Source organism: Kitasatospora sp. NPDC054795, assembly GCF_053611565.1.
This window is the reverse complement of sequence record NZ_JBSHAP010000011.1, coordinates 89,990-112,101: the sequence shown is the minus strand read 5'-3', so window position 1 is coordinate 112,101 and position 22,112 is coordinate 89,990. Positions and strand designations below refer to the sequence as shown.

The following is a 22,112-nucleotide window of genomic DNA, read 5'->3' as shown; positions in this document are numbered from 1 at the left end:
CCCCCTGAACGGGCGAACCTACGACTCGCGGGCGCCCTCACCGAGCCGACCGGAGTCGCGGGCCCGGTCGGCGGCACCCGGCACCAGGGGCGCGACGACGTGCCGGGCCGGGTGGGAGCCCTCGTCGTCGTTGTCGTCGTCCGAGTTCACCGAGGCGGTGACCGAGCCCGTCGCCGAGGAGGCCAGGCCGATGATCAGGAAGAGGACGAGCAGGCCGCGCCCGGCGCCGCCCAGGACCAGCGGGCGGGTGGCCGAGGCCGGCCCGGCCGGCTCACTGCCCGGCTCGTCGCCGAACAGGCGCTTGGGGTAGGCGGACGAGACCATCACCAGGTAGGAGATGAAACGCATCCGGTAGCGCAGGATCGCGGTCGTCGCCTCGTACAGCGGCTGCGGCATCCGGCCGAGGACCAGCACCACCAGCCAGAGGACGAACGACACCGTCCACCAGCCCGCGTACACCAGGCCCTGCACGATCGCGGCCGGGATGACGAGGAAGATGCGGAACAGCACGGCGAGCCGGTTCAGCTCACCCGGCCGCAGCCCGACCTGCACCGGATAGTCGGGGACCTCGAAGCGGAACGGCGGATAGCGGTCCACGGTGAGCATCAGGTACGCGGTGACGCGGGTGTCGTACGGGATGAACACCGTGAGGTAGTCCGCCACGAAACCGGGCAGCCGGCCGAGCACCAGCGCACCGAACCAGCCGACGACGGTGACCAGGAACGCCACCACCGACAGCACCCACACCACCACGAACTGGGGGATCAGCAGCAGCGCGCGCAGCAGCACCGTCCAGCGGTTCTGCGGACCGGGCGCCGGCATGTCCAGCACCGGGAGCCACTCGCGGCTGACGGGGGCGGGGGAGCCTGCCACATCCGGGCCTCCACGGTCTCGGAACGACGGGACCCGGCGGTCGGGCGCGGCCGGGTGCCCTCCGAAGATCGCAGCAACCCGCCCGTCCCGCGCGTCACGCTGCGCCGGACGGGCCAGTCGGCCGGTGCGGCCCGGCGTGGCGCGGCCCGAGGGGCACGGTGGGGGCTACCGCCGGCCGGTGGCGCCGTGCGCGTGGCGCGCGGATGCTCCTACGGATCTCAGGCGATCTTCGCGCAGAGCGGTTCGGCCGAGCCGTGCTCCAAGGTCAGCGTCCGGTAGCCGGTCGCGCTGATGTCGATGGTGTAGACGCCGTCGACGGTGTAGAGGTCGCGGGGCAGGTTGCCGGCGCCGGCGCCGACGCCGAGCAGGATCGGGCCGCGGGCGTGCCAGGTCTGGGAGGTGTCGGGGCGGTAGTCGACGACGGACCGGCCGCCGGCGTCCGCGTCGTAGGAGGCGCCGGTGGTCGTGTTGGTGAGCCGCAGGACGAGCGCGCCCCGGAAGGCGGCGCGTCGCACGGTGGTGCCGTCGGGGGCGAACTCCAGGACCCGCCGCTGCACCTCGTCGACGACGGCCTCCATGTGCACGGGGAAGTCGCAGCGGGAGCCGGCCGGGAGGTCGAATACCGGCGAGGGCCACGGCTCCCACCCGCCCCGACCGGTGACGGTCCCGGCGGGATCGGCGGCGGCGGAGGTGATGGCGGGAGCGGGCGAGCCGGACGGGCCGGACGGGCCGGCCACGGCGCCGGAAGCGGCGGCCCCCGGGCCGGTCAGGGTGACGGCGATGACGGCTGCCAGCGCGGTGGACGCGGCGTTGAACAGGATTCGTCGCATGATCGGTCCTTCTGGGGAGGTGCCGGGCGTTCGGGGGCCCAGCCTGGCAGGCACCCCTGACCGGATTCTCACCACGAGCCCCGGGCGGCCGCCCGCCCTGTGCCTGCGCGTGGGCGACCCGCGGACCTGACCGCGCCCGGATCGCCGGTCACGGCCGGCCGTCGGCAGGCACCGTGAGGAGATCGTGGCCTGCGCGCGCCTCCTCGTCGGGCTGCCCGGGCCCTAAGGTGGCCCGCCATGGAGTTTCGACTGCTCGGTTCGTTCGAGGCCGGCCATGAGGGCGAACCCGTCCTGGCCGGCAGCCGCCGTCAGGAGCGGGCCCTGCTGGCCGTCCTCCTGCTGGAGGACGGCCGGGTCGTCACCACCGACCGGCTGATCGACCTGCTCTGGAGCGGAAACCCGCCCGGCTCGGCCCGCGGCACCGTCCACACGTACGTCGGGCGGCTGCGGGCCCGGCTGCGCCCGTACGGGGTGGTGATCGAGACCCGGCACGACGGGTACGCCCTCGTTCCCGGCCAACACGGCGTCGACGTACGGGAGTTCCTCGATCTGACCGCCCGGGCGGCCGCCACCGGCGACCCCGGCGAACGGCTGCGCTGCCACGACCGGGCGCTCGCGCTGTGGCGCGGGCCGCTGCTCGCGGACGTCGTCGACGAGGCGCTGCGCGGACGGCTCGGGCGCCGGCTGGCCGAGCTGCGACTGTCCGCCCTGGAGCAGCGGGCCGAGATCCTGCTCGCCATGGGCCGGCACGAGCAGGTACTGGCCGATCTGGCTGCGCCCTCCTTGGCCCTGCCCTCCTTGGCCGCGCCGTTGTCGGCCGTACCCTCTTCGGCCGCGCCCTCGGTCGGCGCGCCCGCCACCGATGGGCCGCTCGCAGCCGACGGCTCCGCGCCCGCCGGGCCCCAGTCCGGCTTTCCCGCCGACGACCTGCTGTCCCGCGAACGCCTCGTCCTCGCCCTGATGACCGCCCTCTACCGGGCCGGCCGGCAGGTCGAGGCGCTGGCCCTCTACCGCCGCACCCGGCGCGTGCTGATGGACGGCGTCGGCGTGGAGCCAGGGGCCGAACTCGCCGCCCTGCACGACCGCATCCTGCGGGCCGACCCCCGGCTGGACCGTCCGCCGGCGCCGCTGTACGCGGTGCGGGTCGGCGATCAGTGGCTGCCGTGGAGCGCGGGCGGCCATCCGGCGCTGGAGTTCTGCAACACCTACGCCGGCTGGGGCGCCGATCCGACCGGCGTGCCGCCCCCCGGGTCGGACTGGCTGCGCGGCTACCCCACGCTCGCGGTCTGGGCCGGCCACCACGACCTCGCCGACGGACCGGTCGTCGAGGCCCTGATCCGCCGGGCGGCGGAGCGACCCGCGGAGGCCGCCGGCGTGCTCGCCGACGCCCGCGCGTTCCGGTCGGCCCTCCACGCGTGCCTGACCGACCCGCAGGACGGCGCCGCCTTCGGGGCGGTGGCGGTGGTGGTGCAGGAGGCCGGGCGGTCGGCGGTCCTCACCCGGGGCGAGGACGGCCTGGCGCACTGGCGACTGCCACCGTCGGTCGGCCTGCGGCTGCCGCTGTACGCCGCCGCCCGCGCGGCCGGCGAACTGCTCGCCGACCCGCGCCGGTTCACCGTCCGCCGCTGCCCCAGCACCGGCTGCGGCTGGCTCTTCCTGGACGCGAGCGGGCGGCGTCGCTGGTGCAGCCTGGCGACCTGTGGGAACCGTCCGGCCTCCTGAGTCGTGCGGGCCGATCCGCGGCCAGGCCCGGGCTTTCCAACGCCTTGACGAAACCATGACACTGGCGGACCATCAAGCTGGCGCGCGCCGCACCTCCTCCACAGTTCCGCCCCCACGGACCCCCACAGGAGGACAGTCATGCGACTGCCCCGCCGAGGGAAGCCCGCCGCGGCCACCGCCGTGCTGCTGGCCCTCGCCCTCGCCACCCCGCTCACCGCCCAGGCCGCCCCCGACCGCCCGCCGACCCCCGCGCCCGTCACCGGTTTCGGCATCGACACCGGCACCGGCATCGACACCGGCAGCGACGCCGTGCGGCAGTACCGCCTCGACGGCCCGCGCACCGTCGCCGAACGCACCGCCGTCGCCGCCACCGGCGTCTCCGTCGACGCGGTCCTGCCCGAAGCGGTGGTGGTCACCGCCACCCCCGCCGAAGCCGCCCGGCTGCGGGCGCTCGGCTGGTCGCCCGTCGCACTGCCCGGCCCCCGCTACGGCGCCGAACCCGGCGACGAAGGCCTGGCCGGCCCGGTGTACGACTTCCCGCAGGCCGACTCCGGCTACCACAACTACGCCGAGGCCACCGCCGACATCGACGCGGTGGTCGCCGTCCACCCGGACATCATGAGCAAGCGCGTCATCGGCACCTCCTACGAGGGCCGCCCGATCGTCGCGGTGAAGATCAGCGACAACGTCGGCACCGACGAGAACGAACCCGAGGTGCTGTTCACCGCCCACCAGCACGCCCGCGAACACCTCACCGTCGAGATGGCGCTCTACCTGCTGCACGAGTTCGGCGACAAGTACGCCAGCGACAGCCGCATCGCCAACGCCGTCAACAGCCGCGAGATCTGGGTGATCCCCGACCTCAACCCGGACGGCGGCGAGTACGACATCGCCACCGGCCGCTACCGCAGCTGGCGCAAGGACCGCCAGCCCAACAGCGGCAGCAACAGCGTCGGCACCGACCTCAACCGCAACTGGAACTACAAGTGGGGCTGCTGCGGCGGCTCCTCCGGCTCCACCTCCAACGAGACGTACCGGGGCAGCGCGCCGGAGTCCGCCAAGGAGACCAAGGTCGTCGCCGACTTCGTCCGCAGCCGGGTCGTCGACGGCAAGCAGCAGATCACCGCCGCCATCGACTTCCACACCTACAGCGAACTGGTCCTCTGGCCGTTCGGCTGGACCACCGCCGACACCGCCACCGGCATGACCGCCGACGAGTACAACACCTTCGCCACTCTCGGCCGCGGCATGGCCGCCACCAACGGCTACACGCCCGAACAGTCGAGCGACCTCTACATCACCGACGGGGCGATCGACGACTGGCTGTGGGGCGCCCAGCGGATCTTCGCCTACACCTTCGAGATGTACCCCGGCGAGAGCGGCAGCGGCGGCGGCTTCTACCCGCCCGACGAGGTGATCGGCCGCGAGACCAGCCGCAACCGCGAAGCGGTCCTGCGCCTGGTGGAGACGGCCGACTGCGTCTACCGCGCGATCGGCAAGCAGCAGCAGTACTGCGGCATCTCGGCCTGACCGGGCCTCATCGGTACGGGTCGCGCCGCGCACGTCACGGCCCGGCGCCGGCTGCGGGATCATCCCGCAGCCGGTGCCTGTGGTTGCGCGGGTCGGATACTCGGCCTATCTGCCCGCAGTCCGGTAGATTCTGCCCGCCGGTTGATCGGCACACGAAGCGGCTTCGTGCCGCGGGTTCGACGCAGGGGGCTACGGGGTGCGGGACAGGGACGGGCGTGCGGGGGACCTGCTGGAGTGCTGGCGGGCGGTCGAGCTGTTCAGCCCGCCGCCGATACCGGAGGTGCCGCGGAAGCGCCGGGCCGGCCGCCCCCGGGCCTCGGACGCGATCACCGTCGACGTGACGCCGGCGGCGGGCCGGCCGGCGCTGTTGTTGCCGTGGGCACCGGAGCATCCGGAGACGGCGGCCCGACGGGCGCCGCGGGGGATGGTGTGGCGGCACGAGGTGTACGGCGGGGTGTACGACCTGGAGCTGCTTCGGCAGGCGATGATCGCCGTTCTGCCGAAGGGGACCGACCCGGATCCGGGGGTGCCGGACGAGGAGTTGGTGCTGTCGGGGAAGAGCGCGATGTTCGCCCTCGTCCTGGACGAGCACGGGCGGCCGGTCGAGGACACCTCGGTGGTTTCCGCGTGCGGGTGGGCGACGGGCCGGCTGTTCGACCCGGGGCCGTCGGCGGCCGGGTGGCTGGACGGCTTCGAGGAGTTGGGTGAGGCGTTCGAGGTCGCGGTGGGGCGGTTGACCGCCACGCCGATTCCGTACGCCCCGGGGCCCGGGCTCCTGGCGGACCCGGCGCCCGCGGGGGAGGGGGAAGAGGCCGTTCGCAGCTGGCAGCAGCTGATCGCGGAGATCCTGGGCGGCGCGGCGGTGGCGGCGGTCGGTGCGCTGTTCGGTGAGGTCGCCGGGGCCGCGGTGCAGGGGGCGACGGAGCCTCTGGTGCGGCGCGTCGCCGAGTGGGCGGCGACCCGTCGTCCGGACCAGCAGGGCGCGGGTGGGGGTTCCCCGTCCGCCGCGCCGCAGCCGCCCGCCGAGGAGACGGCGGAGACGGCGGAGACGGAGACGGAGACGGAGACGGCGGAGGACACCGGCCCGCGCCCGGTCGCGCTCGCCGACCTCGTCGCCCTGACCGCCCAGATCGCCCATCTCTGCGGTGTCGAGGAGCACTTGGACCCGCGGGTGATCCGGGTCCGGAGCCGGTTGGTGCACCGCCCGCGCGACCCGAAGGCCAAGCCGGCCGCCGCCCAGCCGTTCCTCAACAGTCTCCTGCCGCCCGACCTCGCCCGGGTCCGTGCCGCGCTCGGGGACGGGGGCCTGCGGGCGGCTGGCCTCGGCCCCGCCCTGGAGGCCTACCTGACCGGTCGCCGGGACATCCCGGTCGACGCCCGCACCGATCTGCGGGAGGACCGGCTCGCCGTCCTGGCCGGCGTCGACCCGGCTCTCGTCCCCGCCGGACGCTGGCCCGCCAAGGCGCGGTACCCGCTGGCGCTCAGCCAGCAGTTCGCGGTCAACCGCATGCTCGCGGACCGCGCCGGGGCCGGGGGCAGCGCCGGGGCCGATGCCAGCACCGGTGCCGGCGCCGGCGCCGGAAGTACGGAGGCCGCCACCGCGAGCACCGACACCGGTGGCCTGTTCTCCGTCAACGGCCCGCCCGGCACCGGCAAGACCACCATGCTCCGCGACCTGGTCGCCGCCCTCGTGGTCGAACGCGCCGCCGTGATGGCCGGTTACCGGAGGCCCGAGGAGGCGTTCGTCGGCCGTGCCTGGCGGGGCAAGGACCGTCACGGCGTCCACCCGCGTTTCGTCTCCGCTCTCGACCCGCGGCTCGCCGGCCGCGAGATCGTGGTCACCTCCTCCAACAACGGCGCGGTGGAGAACATCACCGCCGAACTGCCCGGCGCCGACGCCCTCGACGCGCACTGGCACGACGGCCCCGACCACTTCTCCGACCTCGCCTCCGCCCTGCTCGGCGGCGCGCCCGCCTGGGGGCTGGTCGCCGCCGTCCTCGGCAACAAGACCAATCGGACGAGGTTCACCGAGCGCTTCTGGTGGGGCCGCCTGCCGGAGGACGAGTCCGCGGCCCGCGCCGACGCCGGGCTCCCGCCGCTGCGCGGCATGAACGCCGTCCTCGGCGACTGGGTGCCGCCCAGTGTGCCCAGGCCCGCCCGGACCCCGCTCGACCGTCGCCCGGCGGCGGTCACGGCCCCGGCCGTCACCGCCCCAACTCCCCGTCCCACGACCGAAGTCCAGGCCCCCGCCCAGCCCGTTCCCTCCTGGCCCGAGGCCGTTGCCGCCTTCAAGGCCGCCCAGGCAGAGGTCGAGCGCCTGCGCGCCGAACGCGTCCGCCTCGCCGCCGTCCTCGCGGACTCCCGGGCGGACCGGGTCCACCCCCGCCTCGACGCCCTGCGCGCTGCCGTCGCCCGCGCCGACGACCGCGCGGCGGCCGCCGAGGCCCGCCACGCCGCCGCGGTGCGGGCCGTGGAGACGGCCCGCACCGCCACCCACGCCGCCGAAGCCGCGCACCGGGCCGCCGCCGAGTGCGTCCCGCGGGCCCGCGAGGCCCTCGCCGACGCCCGGGCCACCCTGGCCACCGCCCGCGAACGCGCCGACCAGCACCGCCGGCAGGTCGGCGTCCTGACGGCCCTCCACGACGAGCCCCCCGGCGCGCAGCCGGGTCTGCGCGGCGGGCTGCGCCGCCTGCTGCAGAGCGGTGCCGAGCGCCAGGCCGCCGAGGAGCACCGCGAACGCAGCCGGAGCGACCTCCTCGCCCAGCTCGTCCAGCAGCGCACCGCGCTGGAGGAAGCCCACGACCACGTCGCCCGCTGCATCCGTGCGGAAGGCCTCGCGGCCGACCTGACCGCCCGCACCACCGCCGCCGTCACCGAGGCCGAGACCGGCGCCGTCCGCGCCCGCGCCGACCAGGACGCCGCCCGCGCCGCGGAGTCGGCGGCCCGCGCGGACGTCGAGCAGGCCCGGTACGGGGCCCGGTCCGCCCGGCGCGACCTGGAGGCCGCCGGCGCCGAACTCGACGCCGCCCACCGGGCCCTGCGCGCGGCCGCCGCCGATCTCCCCTCGCTGCCCATCGACTGGCCGCAACTCGGCGACCACGCGCAGGAACTCGGCGCCCCGTGGGCCGACGAGGCCTGGAGCACCGCCCGCAGCGACCTCTTCCTGCGCGCCCTCGACCTGCACCGCGCCCTGGTCGCCAACACGGCCAAGCGGATCCGCGGCAACCTCCAGGTCCTGGTGGAACTCATGGCGGGCGGTGGCGGACCCGTCCCCGACGAGCAGGTCCTGCAGGCCTGGCAGACCCTCTTCCTCCTCGTCCCTGTCGTCTCCACCACCTTCTCCTCGATCGGCAGCATGTTCGCCCGCCTCGGCCGCGGCTCCATCGGCTGGATCCTCGTCGACGAGGCCGGCCAGGCCACCCCGCAGGCCGCCGTCGGCGCCCTCTGGCGCGCCCGCCGCGCCGTCCTCGTCGGCGACCCGCTCCAGCTGGAACCCGTCGTCACCATGCCGACCGCCCTGCAGCGCAGGCTCCTGCTGGCCTACGGCGTCGACGAGGAATGGCTGCCCTCCGCGACCTCCGCGCAGGCCGTCGCCGACCGGGTCAACCGCTACGGCACCTACCTGCCCGCCCCCACCGGCGCGGAGGACGAAACGGTCTGGGTGGGCTCACCGCTGCGCGTCCACCGCCGCTGCGAGGAGCCCATGTTCACCGTCAGCAACGAGGTCGCGTACGGCGGCCTCATGGTCCACGGCACCCACCCCCAGCCCTTCCCCGACCCCGACCACGACGGCCTCCTCCCCAGCCGCTGGCTCGACACCCCGGACCCCGACCGCCCGGCCGACGCCCCCTGGGGCGACCGCGACCGCCGCGCCCTCGCCTTCCTCCTGGGACGGCTCGACCGTCACGGCGTCACCGTCGAACGCCTGCGGATCATCGCGCCCTTCCGCGCCCTCGTCGCCGAAGCCCGCGAGACCTGCCGCGGACTCCCCGGGTGGACCGCCGAACTCCTGGACGAGCGCTGTGCCACCGTCCACAAGGCCCAGGGCAAGGAGGCCGACGTCGTCATCCTGCTGCTCGGCGCGGGCCGCCCCGGCGCCCGCGCCTGGGCGGCCGGCTCCCCGCACCTCCTGAACGTCGCGGCCAGCCGCGCCAAGCGCCGCCTGTACGTGGTCGGCGACCGCGCGCTGTGGGCCCCGCTGCTCCACTTCGACGTCCTGGCCGGCGAACTCCCCGCCTACGACCACGTCCGGGACCGCGACACCTGGCCCCTGGACGACCCCGCCGACCCTGCCGACAGAGGGGCCGACGGCTGAGCCCGCGGGCACCGGGCGATCCGAGAGTGTTGCGCGAGAAGTCGGCCGGTTCGACTTCTCACGTGTCCTCAGGTCCGGCTGAGGCCTCGCGTGGTGTGGGTCGGGCCGTGGCCCCGGAGACGCTGAAAAGGAGGCGCGGCGGCCGTGTGCCATGACCCGCCGCCCGGTCTCCGGCTCTCAGAACACCGGGGGGTGGCCCAGCCGGGTCATCCGCCACACCGTGGCCCAGCGCATCGGGAGGCGGGGCGGGCACGGGGTGCGGACGTCCTCCAGGAGGCCGGACCACCAGGCGCGCAGCCCGGCCGCGGGCGGTCGGCGGGCGAGGGCGTGCAGTGACCAGGAGGCCGGGTACGGCGGCACCAGGACGGCGGGCATCCGGCGCTCGGCCGGCCGCACCCGGTTGCGGGCGGTCGGCCGGTAGTGGGCGGCGGGCCGGGCCGGGCCGGTGCGCGGGTGCTGGAGCAGCAGGTCGGCCCGGTAGCGGATCGACCAGCCCGCGTCGAGGACGCGCCAGGCGAAGTCCGTCTCCTCGTGGGCGTAGAAGAACCGCGCCGGGAAACCGCCGACCCGGTCGATGGCGCTCATCCGGATCGCGTGGCCGCCGCCCAGGAAGGCGGTGACCTCGCCGGACCGCAGCACGCCGGACCGCAGCACGCCGGAGCGGCCCGGCCGGGGGACGTGGCGGCGCCGGGTGCGCCCCGTCGCGTCCGCGACCCGGAAGCCGACCACGCCGAGGCGCTGTTCCCGCTCGAAGGCCTCCCGGACCAGCCGGAAGGTGTCGGTGCGCGGCAGCAGGCTGTCGTCGTCCAGGTTCACCACCACGTCCACGCCGCCGAGTTCACGCAGTCGCCGGACGCCGAGGCTGCGGCCGCCGGGGATGCCGAGGTTCTTCGGCGGTTCCACCGCGTCCGCCCAGGGCGGGAGCGGCGGCAGCCTGGCGCCCTGCCCGATCACCACGACCCGGGCGGCCTCGCCCTCCTGGGCGGCCACCGAGTCGAGGAGCGCGCCCAGTTCCCGGGGCCGGTGGCCCGTCGTCAGCACCACCACGCCCAGGCCGAGGCCCATGTGCACCCGCTTTCGTCGAGGATTCCCGCAGACCCGGTGCAACGACCGGCCCGTCGCGGAGGTCACGTCTGTACGTATGTACGGAGACGAGCGCCGGGAAGAAACCGTTCGTTCGGTTTTCAGGGGGAGGTGGCGGGGCATCGGACGTCGAACCCTCGGGTCGGTCGAGGCCTCTGGCCACCAATGGGACGATGGGGTCTGACGGGTCGTGGAGAGAGGGAGTGGTTGGCGGGATTCATCGACATCGTCTTGTCGGTCGTGGGTGAGGCGAAGCTAAGATACGGGGTGTTTGGTTTTGTTTTCCGGGAGCTCAGGTCGGGGTGGTTTCGGTGGTACGGCAGGAACGGGCGCTCCGGACACGTCGGCTGATCCTGGAGGCGGCTGCCTCGGTCTTCGACGAGTTCGGGTACGAGGGCGCGACCATCGGCGAGGTGGTCTCCCGGGCCGGTGTGACGCGCGGTGCGGTGTATTTCCATTTCGCCTCGAAGCGGGATCTGGCGCAGGGCGTGGTGGAGGAGCAGTTCGTCCAGGACGGAGTTCCGGAACGGAGCTGCAAGCTTCAGGAGTTCGTGGACACCGGGATGGTGGTGGCGTACCTGATGCCGCGTGACCCGCTGCTCAGCGCGGGTGCCCGGCTGTCGCTCGGGCAGGACCTCTTCGACGACCTCGGCGGCGGCGCCATCCCCGGCTGGGTCAACCGGTTCGAGGCGCTGCTGGTCGCGGCCGGCGAGCGCGGCGAGCTGCTCCCGCACGTCGTTCCGGCGGACACCGCCTGGCTGCTCGTCGCCGCGTGGACCGGGGTGCAGATCCAGTCCCAGAAGCTCTGCGGCCGGGCGGACCTGGAGCTGCGGGTGTCCGCGCTGTACCAGCACCTGATGCCGAGCATCGCCGTTCCGGGCGTGCTCGGTTCGCTGCGGATGGGGCCGAGTCGCGGGGCCGAGGTGGTGGCCGAGGCCGCGGCGGCCCGTGCGGCCGCGGAGGGCGGAGACCCGGACGGTGTGCCGGACGGCGCTGCGGCGGGTTCGGCGCGCGTCGAGGCGCAGGCGGAGGTCGGCGTGGGCTGACGGCGGCTCACCGGAGTTCCTGCCTGCGGGGATCCGGGTGGGGAAGGCGAAACCGGCGGCGACGGGACCATGGGGGTCCGGCGCCGCCTTTGGTTTGCCCGGAGCCGGAGCCAACGGGCCGGCGCCCGAGAAACAAACAGCACGTTCGGTTTTGTATTGACAAACCGCGCGTCCTGTTTTTGACTTGGTAGCAGCTGACCCAGGGTGTCGACCCGGGTGCCGACCGTGGCGAAGGGGGCTGCGGCGTTCCGTGTGATTGGGGTGGTCATCGTGGAAATTCGGGTGCTCGGGACGCTGGATGTCCGGGTGTGCGGGGTGTCGGTGGTGCCGTCGGCGCCGAAGCCGCGGCAAGTGTTGGGCCTGCTGGCGCTGCGGGCGGACCAGGTCGTGCCGGCCGGGGTGCTGGCCGACGAGCTGTGGTCCGGCCGTCCGCCACGCAGCGCGCGCACCACCGTGCAGACGTACGTGCTCCAACTGCGCGACCTCATCGACCGGGCGCTCGCCGCGGCCGGCGCGGCGAGGGGGGTGGCCTGCGCCAAGGACGTCCTGGTGACCTCGCCGGGCGGCTACATGCTCAACAGCGGCGCAGGGCTGACGGACCTGCGGGAGTTCGAGCGGCTGGCCGGAACGGGCTACCGGGCGATGGACGGCGAGGACTACCCGGCGGCGGCCCGGCTGCTCGGCGAGGCCCTCGGGCTGTGGCGCGGATCGGCCTTCGCCGATGTCCCGGTCGGCGGCCAACTCGCCGTCGAAGCCAGGCGGTTGGAGGAGACCAGGCTCTGCGCGCTGGACCAGCGGATCGAGGCCGACCTGCGGCTCGGCCGGCACCGGGTGCTGCTGGCCGAACTCACCGTGCTCGTGGACCGCTACCGCACCCACGAGAGCCTGCACGGCCAGTACATGATCGCGCTGCACCGCTCCGGCCGCCGGGGCGAGGCGCTGGAGGCGTATCAGCGCCTGCGGAACACCCTGGTGAGGGAGTTGGGCATGGAGCCCTCGGTCGGACTGCGGCGGCTCCAGCGCTCCATCCTGCTCGCCGGCCCCGAACGCGCGGCGGATCGTGCGGCGGAGCGCGAGCCCGCCGGTGCGGGCATGGCCGCCGGACCGGGGGCGGCGGCCCGGTTCAGCCGGGTCGGGTGAACCCGGCGGCCGTCCGCAGCCGGTGCCGCATCGGTGGAACCGGCCGCGGACGGCCGTCGGAGGCCGCGGCGCCCGTCCTGGGGCGGTCGCGGTCCGGTCGGAACCTGCTTGTCGTTGTGAGGGGTTGTGGGACGGGTGGTCCAGGAGAGGTCGGAACGGACGCGCGGGCGGCTGGTGGAGGCGGGGGCGTTACTGTTCGACCGCCGCGGCTACGCCGGTGCCACCCTCGGTGAGATCGCCGCGGCCGCCGGGGTGACGAAGGGGGCGCTGTACTTCCACTTCGCCTCCAAGGAGGAGCTGGCCGGAGCGGTGTCCGGGCAGGCCGAGCGCTCGCTGCGGTCGGCGTGCGCGGAGCTGCGTGCGGCCTCCTCCCCGATCCAGGGGTTGATCGACGCGGGGTACTGGCTGGTCGACGCCCTCGGGGCGGACCCGGTGATCCGGGCGGCCTTCCGCCTCGGCCGCGAGGACGCCGGCTGGCAGACCGCGCCCACCACGGCGGGGCCCACCACGGCGGGGCCCACCGCAGTCGGGGCACCCGCAGCAGCGCCCACCACGGCCACGCCCGCCCCGGCCGATTCCAGGCAGCTGGCCTTCGCCGACATCCGCGGCTTCCACAGCGTCTGGGCCGGGGTGGTGCGCGACCTGCTGGCCGCTGCCCGCCGCGCGGGCGAGCTGCGCGACCGCCCGGGCGGCCTCGGCCCGGAGACCCTGGTGGTGACCGCCGCCTGCGGTCTGGAGGTGGTGTTCGCGGACGGTTGCCCCGCCGAGGAGCGCGCCCGCAGGGTCGGCGCCCTCTGGGACTGGCTGTTGCCCTGTCTGGTGCCCCCGGGCGCGGCCGGCGGCTACCGCACCAGGCCGTCGGCCCCGCGGCCCGGCTGAGACCCGGGCCCGTCCGAACGAGAGGATGTTCCGAGCCGATTCGCCCGATGAGACTGTCGGTCAGGGTCGCAAGGGCTGGTGGGGCCGCATCAGGAGCAGGTCCTCGCCCCAGGCGTCCAGCACCGCCGCGTGGCCGGCGGCCCGGGCCGCCGCCTCGACCCGGGCGAAGAGCTGTTGCTGCGGCGCCACTTCGCCGGTGGCGGTGATTCGGGCGACGGTGTCCAGCAGCGCGGCGCCGTCCCAGTCGGGCAGTGGGAATCGGTCCAGCTCCCAGGCCAGGTACTTGTTGTAGGGGCGCGGTCGGCGGTCCAGGGTGAAGAGCAGGTCGAGCAGGAACCCGACCCCGGCGGCCGCGTCGAGGTGGCCGGCGAGCGGGTTGCCGTCGCGGTGGTTCTTGACCGAGCGGTAGAGCGAGTTGGCGCAGGCGTCCAGCAGGGCGGTGGCGGACCGGAAGGCCTCCTCGGCGCCGAGCCGGCCGTCGCGTCGGCGACGAACGCCGCGAAGTCCGGCGTCACGCCAGGTCCTTGCGCATCAGCGTGCACATCGTCCTGTACCGCTGGAGCGAGCCGTCCTCGGCCTCCACGTCCCAGGAGTCGAGCTCCCGGCCGTAGGCCCGGTAGCCCAGGCGTTCGTAGAGGGCGCGGGCGCGCGGGTTGCTCTCCTCGACGCCGAGTTCGGCGCGGGTCAGGCCCCGGGCGCCGATCCGCTGCTCGGCGGAGCGGATCAGCAGCGTGCCGATCCCGCAGGACCGCAGGGCCGGGTGGACGCCGAGTTGCCAGAGCGTGCCGGCGCCGGGCTTGACGGTGTAGTCGATGCCGCCGACCGCCACCGGGAGCCCGACCGGCGTGCAGACCGCCAGGTAGTCGATCTCGCCCGCCTCGGCGCGGCGGATCTGGTGGACGAGCTCGCGCACGTGCTTGGGTGAGCCGGCCCAGCCGCAGGACGGCAGGTCCGCGTTGGTGAGGCCGCGCACCGACAGGTGCAGCCTGATCCCGGTCATCGCCGCGTCCCTTCGACTCCCGCAGTGGCCGTCTCCCATTTCAGCAAGCCGGTCCCCGTGCCGTCCAGGGGGTTTCGGACCGGCCACGGCGCCGGCCGGAAGGGCTCGGGGCCCGGCCGTCCGGGCGGGGCCGGCCCGGACAGCGGGCCGCCCCCGATACCCGAAGGCACCGGGGGCGGCCCGACCGCCGTCGTTCGGCGGATCGCAGGCGTCCGTCACACCGCGGAGTGGTGGGCGGCCGTGCGGTGGCGGGCCCAGAGGTACAGCAGGCCGCCGAGGCTCAGCAGCCCGGCTCCGCCCAGGCCCGCGCTCATGACGGAGGCCGCTGGAGCGCCGGTGTCCGGCAGCCCGCCGGAGCCGCCGTCGCTCTGCGGCGGCGCCGGGTGGTGGCCCGGGCGGCTCGGGCAGCCGTGGCTCCCGCCGCCCTTGTGCTCGTGGCCCTTCGGCGGGCAGGGCGCGACGGCGATGCAGAGCTCGGCCGGCGGGCTCTGCACGATCCCTCCCTCCGGGTCGCGGGCGGTGGCGTGGGCGGTGTTGGTGATGCTGCCCGCCCGCGCGTCCTCCTCGGTCACGGTGTAGGTGCCGTGGCACAGGGTGCTCTCCCACGGGGCGAGGGTGGTCTGCTCGCAGGTCACCCCCTGGACGCGGTCGTCGCTGACGGTGACGTCGGTGAGCGTGGTCGACCCGGTGTTGGTCACCGCGTACAGGTAGGTGATGGTGTCACCCGGGTGTACGGTCCCCTCGGCGTCGGCCCGCTTGGTGATGGACAGTGCGGACTCTCCGGCGGTGACCGCCTGGACGGTGGCCTGGGCCGACGGGCTCTGGACGTTCTGTCCCTGCGGGTCGGTGCCGTTGGCGTGGGCGGTGTTGGTGACGTGCCCGGCCTGGGCGTCGGCCGCCGTCACGGTGTAGCTGCCGTGGCAGGTGGTGCTCTCGCCGGCGTCCAGGCCGGTCCGGTCGCAGGTCACCGCCTGGACGTGGTCGTCGCTGACGGTCAGGTTGTTCAGTGTGGTGTTCCCGGTGTTGGTGACCGTGTAGGTGTACGGCACGGTGTCGCCGACGTGGAACGGCCCGGCGCTGTCGGCCTGCTTCCGCAGGTCGAGCCTGGCGACACCGACGACCTGCAGCGTCACCTGGGCGATGGGACTCACCACGGTCTGCCCCTGCGGGCCGGTGGCCTCCGCCTGGGCGGTGTTGGTGACGTGGCCGAGTCGCAGGTCGGCCTCGGTCACGGTGTAGGTGCCGTGGCAGGGGGTGCTCTCTCCGGCGTTCAGGGTCGTCCGGTCGCAGGTCACCTGCGGGGCGTGGTCGTCGACGACGACGAGGTTGTTCAGCGTGGTCGTCCCGGTGTTGGTGACCGTGTAGGTGTAGTGCACGGTGTCCCCGACGTGGACGGGGCCGGCGGTGTCCGCCTGCTTGGCCAGACCGATCGAGGACGGGCCGACCACCGTGACGGTGGCATCGGCCTCCGGCGAGGTGACCGGCCGGCTGTTCGACGTCCCGGTGGCGTGGGCGTGGTTGGTGACCTGCCCGGCCTGCGCGTCGGTGGCGGTCACGACGTAGCTGCCGTGGCACTGGGTGCTGTCCCCGGGGCTGCCGGCCGGAGCGAGGGTGGTGGAGTCGCAGGTGATCCCCGTGACCTTGTCGTCCGTCAGCGCGAGGTTGGTCACCTCGCTCCCGCCGGTGTTGGTGACCACGTAGGTGTACGGGACGGTGTCGCCGACGTGGAAGGGCTCGGCGGCGTCGACGTGCTTGACGAGGGTGATCCCCGGTGGCGCGACCACCGGCACGTTCTCCGAGGCCGGTGGCGAGGTGACCGGACCCCCGTCGGTGGTCCCGGTGGCCTGGGCCGTGTTGGCGACGTGGCCCTGGGCGGCGTCGGCGGCGGTGACCAGGTACGTCGCCGTACAGGTCACGGTCTCACGGGGGGCCAGGGTGCTCACCGGGCAGCTGACCGGTCCGACCTTCGGGTCGTTGACGGCCAGGTTGGTGATCGGCACGTTCCCGGAGTTGGTGACCACGAAGTCGTACGGGATCGGGGTGCCCACCGTGATCAGCCCGGGCAGCGGCTCGTGCGCCTGCTTGACCAGGTTCAGTTCGGGCAGCGGCTGGTCGGTGTTGATCACGACGTTGCGGATCAGGTGCACGTCGGTGAACAGGCCGGTGGATCCGGCGAAGCCGAACTTGTAGGTCGAGGGCACCGGCTGGGGTGCGGGGGTCTGCAGTACCTGGTGCGAGCCGGTGCCGTCGTTGAAGTCGACGGAGACCGTGAGCACCGGGGAGGGCGCCGGGGTCAGGTGCACGTTGACCCGGCGGCGCGAGGGCTCCAGCAGGGTCTGCGCCTGGTCCGGGGTGACTCCGGGCGGCAGGGTGGTGAGCGGGCCCTGGAGCGTGCCGGGCAGGGTGGAGGGCCAGGGGCCGTTGGTGGTGAAGTTGCTGGTCGTCGCCGTCAGGAAGCAGTAGCCGGTGGTGCCGTCGCCGGGGCCTCGGACGGTGACCATGTTGGCGCCGGGCGCGGGGATGCGGAAGCTCGTGCCGGCGGGGGAGCGCTGGGCGCAGCCGTTGCCGCGCTGCTCCCAGTCGCCGAAGTAGTTGCCGAGCACGTCGAGACCGACGCCGAGGTAGCCGCGGTCGACGCCGGGCAGGAAGGTGAGGTTCGGGTTGTCGTCGGGCAGTTTCTGCGCGTAGCCGAGGCTGCCGCCGAAGGCTCCGGGGTGGGTGAGCGAGACGTCCCCGTTCACGAGGAAGAAGGAGATGCCGTCGGCCGGGGTGCTCGGCGTGGTGCTGCCGTACTGCCACTGGTCGAAGGTCACGTCCAGGCCGTTGCCGGCCGGCAGGGCCTGGTCGAAGAGCACCGCGCCGCTCTGGTCGTTGCCGGCGTCGGTGATCCGCAGGTAGCCGAGCGGTGCGGAGTTCAGCGGCGGCACCGGGCCGGTCTCGGCGGTGGGGCAGCCGCCGAGCGGGTGGTCGCCCGGCCCGGGCGTCGCGGGGGCCGCGCCGGTGAGGCAGGCGGAGCCGACCGCGATGAAGCGCGGGTCGGCGGTGGCTCCGGTGAAGGCCTCCTGGAGCAGGGGCGTGCCCACGGCCCGGACCCGCTCCGGCAGCGGCGCGGCGGGGTGGTGGGCGGGGGCGGCGGCCTGGGCGAGCGGGGCGGTGAGGCCGGCGCCGAGCAGTCCGAGGGTGGCCGCGGCGCTGATGAGGCGGGCCGTTCGGGCGCGAAGCCGTGACGGTCCGCAGGATTGTCTCGTCATGGCGTTAATATGCGCGGCCGCTACGTTCCGTTATCGCCGAGTACTGTCAGTGGACCTATTGAATCGCTCGGACGCGCGAGGAGTCATGGGAGTCTCGGCGACCGGTGGACTGTCGAGGGGATTGCCGGAGGTGTGGCAGGGCTCTTCGGAATCATTCCGATCATCCTCGCCCGGCGGTGCGGTAGGGTGGCCGACGCCGAGTATGACCGTGACTCAGGGAGGTGAGACCCATTACCGGAATGTCCGAGCGGGTGCTCCCGGAGCGCGGCCGCGTCGGCGCCCCGCGCGCATAGCGCGGCCGGCGCGCCGACGAGGTGTCGGCCCTCGCGGGAGCCCTGACGGAGTCGTCAGTCCTCCCGTCCTCCCCCAAAGGGGTTCCCTTGCCGGTTTTCTCCTCCGCCTCCCTCCGTTCCTCCGTGGTCTCCCGGCTGCGCGCCGCCGGTTGCGTGTTCGCCGAGGACGAGGCGCGGATCCTGCTCTCCGCTGCCGCTTCGCCCGCCGACCTGGCCGCCATGGTCCGCTCCCGCGCCGACGGGCGGCCGCTCGAACACGTCGTCGGCTGGGCCGAGTTCGCCGGGCTGCGGATCGCTGTCGACCCGGGCGTCTTCGTCCCGCGCCGACGCAGCGAGTTCCTGGTCTCCGCCGCCACCGCGTTGACCGCCCCGGGCGCGGTGGTGCTCGACCTGTGCTGCGGCAGCGGCGCCCTGGGCGCCGCGGTGGCCGCCGCGGCCGCGCACCCGGTCGAGCTGTACGCGGCCGACATCGATCCGGGCGCGGTCCGCTGCGCCCGCCGCAACCTGGCCGGCGCCGCGGCGGGGGTCTTCGAGGGCGACCTGTTCGCCGCCGTGCCCCCGGAGCTGGCCGGCCGGGTGGACGTGCTGATCGCCAACGTCCCCTACGTCCCGACCGGCGACCTCGGCCTGCTGCCGCCCGAGGCGCGGCTGCACGAGGCCCGGCCCGCGCTGGACGGCGGGGCGGACGGACTGGACGTGCTGCGGCGGGTGCTCGCCGAGGCGCCGCGGTGGCTGGCGCCCGGCGGGTCGCTGCTGTTCGAGACCAGCGAGCGACAGGCGCCGGCGGCCCTCACGGTGACCCGGGCGGCCGGGCTGGCGGCGGCGGAGAGCCGGGAGGAGGACCTGGACGCCACGGTGGTCACCGCGGCACTGCGCTGAACCGCCCGGCTGTCGAGGGGAGTTCTCCCGCGGCCCCGAGCCGGGGCCCGGTCCGGCCGCCGTTCCCCCGTGACGGCGGGCGGACCGGAGCCGGTCAGATGCGGGTGCCGTACACGTGGTCGACCGGGATGGTGAGGAGCACCCGGCGGTCGGAGACCATCGTCTCGCGGTACTCCGCCCAGTCCGGGTGCTCCCCGGCGGCGCGGCGGTAGTAGTCCACCAGCGCCTCGACCTCCGGCCCCTCGGGGTCGGTGCCCGGCCCGGTCAGGGCGGCCACGCCCTCGGCGGTGACCCAGGAGCGGCCGTCCGGCCCGGTCACCTCCAGACTGGCCCGCGGGTCCCGGCGCAGGTTGGCCGTCTTGGCCAGCCCGTCCCGGGTGGAGATCAGGATGGCGTTCGCGTCCCGGTCGTAGAACGGCATGACGGGGGAGAGCTGCGGGCGGCCGTCCGCCTTGATGGTGGCGAGGACGCCGAGGCGGCTCTGCGCGAGCAGGGCGTACGGGTCGAAAGCAGTGGAGGTCATGGCAGCATCATCGACCTTCACGCCGGTGTGAGGGCAAGGTCCGCCACGCGTGTTGGGCGAGGTCCGCCGGGCGGGCGGGGTGCGGTGCGTCGGGCGTGCTGGGCGAGGCCCGCCGGGCAGGTGGGGCGGGAGGCCGCGCATGATGACACGGACCGGCGGGCCGGTGCGGAAGGTTCGGGAATCCGCCGTGATGTCCGGCGTGAGCCGCTATGGTCGGTCGCGAAAGCGGTGACGGTCCGTCAGTGGATGCGCACCGTCCGAGTCGAGGGGACACCGCACGATGGCACGCGAACGCAAGCCGGTGGAACTGCTGGAGTTCTCCGACGACCTCCACACCGACGACGTCACCCCGCTGCAGGCCTTCCTGGCCGCCCGCATGCGCGAGCTGGTCCGGGCCCAACCCGAGGGCACCAGTGCCCGGTTCGCCGCCGAGCGGCTGGCGGAGCTCACCGCCGCCGACTGCGTCTTCCTCTCGGACGTCCTGGTGGCCTGGGAGGAGGTGGTCCTGGAGGGCCGCAACGACGAGCCCGGCTGGACGCAGCGGATGCGCCAGGACGCCATGATCTGGTGGGAGCGGCTGTGCGAGACGGCCGACCGGTTCCGCGACCACCCCGACCACCGCTCCCGCTGGCGGCCGCTGCACTTCATGAACCTCGCCCACGCGGAGATCATGGCGGGCCTGACCGACCGGGCGGGCGGCGTGTACGGGGACGGGGCGCACCCGTGATCCCGGAAGGCCGGGGGCGACCCCGTACGGCCGGGGGCCGTGGCCGTACGGCCGGACAGTGTCGGTGGCTGCTGGTACGGTCCCCGGCATGAGCAATCGTGTGCCCTTCACGGGCGGGGAGAAGGAAAGCCTTCACGCGGCGCTGGACCGGCACCGCGATGTGGTGCTGTGGAAGCTGGAGGGGCTGGACGACGAGCAGCTGCGCCGTCCGATGACGCCCTCCGGGACCAATTTGCTGGGGCTGGTGAAGCACCTCGGCGGCGCCGAACTCGGCTGGTTCCGGGAGACGTTCGGCCGGGAGACCGGACCGCTGCCGTTCGACATCGACGCCGACGATTCCTCCGACATGCGGGTGGAGCCGCACGAGTCGACGGCGGACGTCCTGGCCTTCTACGCGCGGGCCCGGGCCGGCGCCGACGAGACGATCCGGGCGCTGGCACTGGACGACCTCGGCACCTCCTGGAGAGGGAACTCCGTCTCGCTGCGCTGGGTGCTGATCCACATGACAACGGAGACGGCCCGGCACACCGGGCACATGGACATCCTGCGCGAGCTGATCGACGGGGGGACGGGCGACCACGACCGGAGCTGACCCCGGACTCCGCCCGTCCCGGCGCGGCCCGTCCCGGCGCGGTCCGCCGCGCGCTCAGGCCGTCAGCTCGCGGACGGCCCGGGCCAGCGCCCGCGCCGTCCGCCGGACGTCCGCCTCGGTGGTGCGCCAGTTGCTGAACGCGGCGCGCAGGGCGGGCCGGCCCGCGTAACGGGTGGGGGTGAGGAAGGCCTCGCCGGCCAGCCCGTCGGCGAGTGCGGCCAGCCGCTCCGGGGTCGGGTCGGCCGTCAGCGAGAAGCAGACGACGTTCAGCCGCACCGGGGCGAGCAGCTCCAGGCCCTCGATCCGGGCCACCTCCGCGCCGAGCGCCCGGGCACCGGCGATGCAGCGCTCCACGATCTCCCGGTGCCCGGAGCGGCCGTACGCCCGCAGGGTGAACCAGGCGGCGAGGGCGCGCAGCCGGTGGGAGTTCTCCGGCGTGAGGTGGACCAGGTCCGGGTGCTCGCTCAGCGGACCGAGGTAGGCGGCGGCGTTCTGGAAGACCCGGGCCTGGAGGTCCGGGCGGCGGGTGAACTGCACGGCGCTGTCGTAGGGCACGTTGAGCCACTTGTGCAGGTCGACGCAGACCGAGTCGGCGAGGTCCAGCCCCGCCACCAGCTCCGCGTGCTCCGGCGACAGCGCGGCGAAGGCGCCGAACGCGGCGTCCACGTGCAGCCAGAATCCGTACCGCTCGCGCAGCGCGGCGATCGCGCGCAGGTCGTCGAAGTCGACGGTGTTGACCGTCCCGGCGTTGGCCACCACGACGCACGGCCCCTGAACCCTGGTCAGCGCCCGCTCCAGCGCGGCCACGTCCACCGCCTCACGACCCGGCAGGACGGGCACCGTCCGCAGCGCCGTCCGGCCCAGGCCCAGCACCGACAGCGCCTTGGCGACGCTGGAGTGCGCACTGCCCGACAGCACCCGGACCGGGCCCAACGCGCCGATGCCGTCCTCGGCGACGTCAACGCCGAGCCGCTCGCCCAGCCACTCGCGGGCGATCGCCAGCCCCACCGTGTTCGACATCGTCGCGCCGCTCACGAAGGTGCCGCGGTGCGCCGCCGAGAGCCCGAACAGCTCGCGCAGCCACCCGACCGTCTCCCGCTCCAGCTGCTGACCGGCCGGATCCAGCGAGGAGTTGGAGTTCTGGTCCACGGCCGAGGTCAGCCAGTCGCCCGCAAGCGCCGCCGGTGTCGCCCCGCCGGTCACGAACCCGAAGTAGCGCGGCCCGGCACTCGCCGACAGCCGCGGTTCCCAGCGCTCCGCGAACTCCGCCAGGGCGGCCCGCAATCCGCCGCCCTCCTCGGCGAGCGGCGCGCCAGCGGGCTCCGCGCCGCTCTGCTCCGCGCCGCTCTGCTCCGCGCCGCTCTGCTCCGCGCCGCTCTGCTCCGCGCCGCTCTGCTCCGCGCCGCTCTGCTCCGCGCCGCTCTGCTCC

At 74.6% G+C, this 22,112-nt stretch carries 16 protein-coding genes and 1 pseudogene; 9 read left to right on the top strand and 8 right to left on the bottom strand.

Features of this window, described 5'->3' with window-relative positions:
* Positions 1–18: 18 nt before the first annotated feature.
* Complete coding sequence (locus ACWGJO_RS06435; protein WP_452182443.1) at positions 19–822, bottom strand: DUF4389 domain-containing protein; 804 nt, start codon at positions 820–822, stop codon at positions 19–21.
* A 269-nt stretch (positions 823–1,091) separates the two neighbouring features.
* Positions 1,092–1,703, bottom strand: a complete 612-nt coding sequence (locus ACWGJO_RS06430) for a hypothetical protein (RefSeq protein WP_452182441.1) — start codon at positions 1,701–1,703, stop codon at positions 1,092–1,094.
* A gap of 237 nt (positions 1,704–1,940) precedes the next feature.
* Between ACWGJO_RS06430 and ACWGJO_RS06425 the strand changes: the two genes are divergently transcribed.
* The 3 genes from ACWGJO_RS06425 (at position 1,941) to ACWGJO_RS06415 (ending at position 9,270) form a co-directional block, all read left to right on the top strand.
* Positions 1,941–3,425: a BTAD domain-containing putative transcriptional regulator gene (locus ACWGJO_RS06425; RefSeq protein ID WP_452182440.1), complete on the top strand. Its 1,485-nt coding sequence runs from the start codon at positions 1,941–1,943 to the stop codon at positions 3,423–3,425.
* Positions 3,426–3,563: 138 nt separating this feature from the next.
* Entirely contained in the window at positions 3,564–4,955 is a 1,392-nt protein-coding gene (locus ACWGJO_RS06420; protein ID WP_452182439.1) for a M14 family metallopeptidase, read from the top strand.
* A gap of 196 nt (positions 4,956–5,151) precedes the next feature.
* Positions 5,152–9,270, top strand: coding sequence for an AAA domain-containing protein (locus tag ACWGJO_RS06415; RefSeq protein ID WP_452182438.1), 4,119 nt, complete (start codon positions 5,152–5,154; stop codon positions 9,268–9,270).
* 177 nt (positions 9,271–9,447) lie between these two features.
* Here the strand turns inward: ACWGJO_RS06415 and ACWGJO_RS06410 are convergent, their stop codons facing one another.
* Entirely contained in the window at positions 9,448–10,335 is an 888-nt protein-coding gene (locus ACWGJO_RS06410; protein WP_452182442.1) for a glycosyltransferase family 2 protein, read from the bottom strand.
* A 320-nt stretch (positions 10,336–10,655) separates the two neighbouring features.
* Here ACWGJO_RS06410 and ACWGJO_RS06405 point away from each other — a divergent pair, with 320 nt between their 5' ends.
* The 3 genes from ACWGJO_RS06405 to ACWGJO_RS06395 all read left to right on the top strand — a co-directional run bounded on the left by ACWGJO_RS06405 (position 10,656) and on the right by ACWGJO_RS06395 (position 13,418).
* Positions 10,656–11,399 (top strand): ScbR family autoregulator-binding transcription factor, encoded by a 744-nt coding sequence (locus ACWGJO_RS06405; protein ID WP_452182437.1) that lies wholly within the window; start codon positions 10,656–10,658, stop codon positions 11,397–11,399.
* Positions 11,400–11,669: 270 nt separating this feature from the next.
* Complete coding sequence (locus tag ACWGJO_RS06400; RefSeq protein WP_387734765.1) at positions 11,670–12,539, top strand: AfsR/SARP family transcriptional regulator; 870 nt, start codon at positions 11,670–11,672, stop codon at positions 12,537–12,539.
* Positions 12,540–12,674: 135 nt separating this feature from the next.
* Positions 12,675–13,418, top strand: coding sequence for a TetR family transcriptional regulator (locus tag ACWGJO_RS06395; RefSeq protein ID WP_452182436.1), 744 nt, complete (start codon positions 12,675–12,677; stop codon positions 13,416–13,418).
* A gap of 60 nt (positions 13,419–13,478) precedes the next feature.
* Here ACWGJO_RS06395 and ACWGJO_RS06390 read toward each other — a convergent pair.
* The 3 genes and pseudogenes from ACWGJO_RS06390 to ACWGJO_RS06380 all read right to left on the bottom strand — a co-directional run.
* Positions 13,479–13,892 (bottom strand): annotated as a pseudogene (locus tag ACWGJO_RS06390) (hypothetical protein); the annotation flags it as partial.
* Positions 13,893–13,929: 37 nt separating this feature from the next.
* Entirely contained in the window at positions 13,930–14,418 is a 489-nt protein-coding gene (locus ACWGJO_RS06385; protein ID WP_452182435.1) for a GNAT family N-acetyltransferase, read from the bottom strand.
* Positions 14,419–14,633: 215 nt separating this feature from the next.
* Positions 14,634–17,669: a DUF7507 domain-containing protein gene (locus ACWGJO_RS06380; protein WP_452182434.1), complete on the bottom strand. Its 3,036-nt coding sequence runs from the start codon at positions 17,667–17,669 to the stop codon at positions 14,634–14,636.
* A 380-nt stretch (positions 17,670–18,049) separates the two neighbouring features.
* Between ACWGJO_RS06380 and ACWGJO_RS06375 the strand changes: the two genes are divergently transcribed.
* On the top strand, positions 18,050–18,841 hold the full coding sequence (locus tag ACWGJO_RS06375) for a putative protein N(5)-glutamine methyltransferase (RefSeq protein ID WP_452182433.1): 792 nt from the start codon (positions 18,050–18,052) through the stop codon (positions 18,839–18,841).
* A gap of 94 nt (positions 18,842–18,935) precedes the next feature.
* Here ACWGJO_RS06375 and ACWGJO_RS06370 read toward each other — a convergent pair whose 3' ends face one another.
* A complete protein-coding gene (locus ACWGJO_RS06370; RefSeq protein WP_452182432.1) occupies positions 18,936–19,364 on the bottom strand; it encodes a PPOX class F420-dependent oxidoreductase in 429 nt (142 codons plus the stop codon).
* A 280-nt stretch (positions 19,365–19,644) separates the two neighbouring features.
* Here ACWGJO_RS06370 and ACWGJO_RS06365 point away from each other — a divergent pair, with 280 nt between their 5' ends.
* Together ACWGJO_RS06365 and ACWGJO_RS06360 are read left to right on the top strand one after the other, a co-directional pair.
* On the top strand, positions 19,645–20,091 hold the full coding sequence (locus ACWGJO_RS06365; protein WP_452182431.1) for a hypothetical protein: 447 nt from the start codon (positions 19,645–19,647) through the stop codon (positions 20,089–20,091).
* Between the two features lie 88 nt (positions 20,092–20,179).
* On the top strand, positions 20,180–20,683 hold the full coding sequence (locus tag ACWGJO_RS06360; protein ID WP_452182430.1) for a DinB family protein: 504 nt from the start codon (positions 20,180–20,182) through the stop codon (positions 20,681–20,683).
* A gap of 54 nt (positions 20,684–20,737) precedes the next feature.
* On the opposite strand, the gene ACWGJO_RS06355 is transcribed toward ACWGJO_RS06360, so the two are convergent.
* A partial coding sequence (locus ACWGJO_RS06355; protein ID WP_452182429.1) for a pyridoxal phosphate-dependent decarboxylase family protein occupies positions 20,738–22,112 on the bottom strand: 1,375 nt, incomplete at its 5' end.

Bases quoted from the DNA above. Each gene is read 5' to 3' on its own strand.
- ACWGJO_RS06430 (WP_452182441.1), bottom strand. From the start codon at position 1,703: ATGCGACGAATCCTGTTCAACGCCGCGTCCACCGCGCTGGCAGCCGTC.
- ACWGJO_RS06425 (WP_452182440.1), top strand. From the start codon at position 1,941: ATGGAGTTTCGACTGCTCGGTTCGTTCGAGGCCGGCCATGAGGGCGAA.
- ACWGJO_RS06370 (WP_452182432.1), bottom strand. From the start codon at position 19,364: ATGACCTCCACTGCTTTCGACCCGTACGCCCTGCTCGCGCAGAGCCGC.
- ACWGJO_RS06380 (WP_452182434.1), bottom strand. From the start codon at position 17,669: ATGACGAGACAATCCTGCGGACCGTCACGGCTTCGCGCCCGAACGGCC.
- ACWGJO_RS06410 (WP_452182442.1), bottom strand. From the start codon at position 10,335: ATGGGCCTCGGCCTGGGCGTGGTGGTGCTGACGACGGGCCACCGGCCC.
- ACWGJO_RS06365 (WP_452182431.1), top strand. From the start codon at position 19,645: ATGGCACGCGAACGCAAGCCGGTGGAACTGCTGGAGTTCTCCGACGAC.
- ACWGJO_RS06435 (WP_452182443.1), bottom strand. From the start codon at position 822: ATGCCGGCGCCCGGTCCGCAGAACCGCTGGACGGTGCTGCTGCGCGCG.
- ACWGJO_RS06385 (WP_452182435.1), bottom strand. From the start codon at position 14,418: ATGACCGGGATCAGGCTGCACCTGTCGGTGCGCGGCCTCACCAACGCG.
- ACWGJO_RS06360 (WP_452182430.1), top strand. From the start codon at position 20,180: ATGAGCAATCGTGTGCCCTTCACGGGCGGGGAGAAGGAAAGCCTTCAC.
- ACWGJO_RS06420 (WP_452182439.1), top strand. From the start codon at position 3,564: ATGCGACTGCCCCGCCGAGGGAAGCCCGCCGCGGCCACCGCCGTGCTG.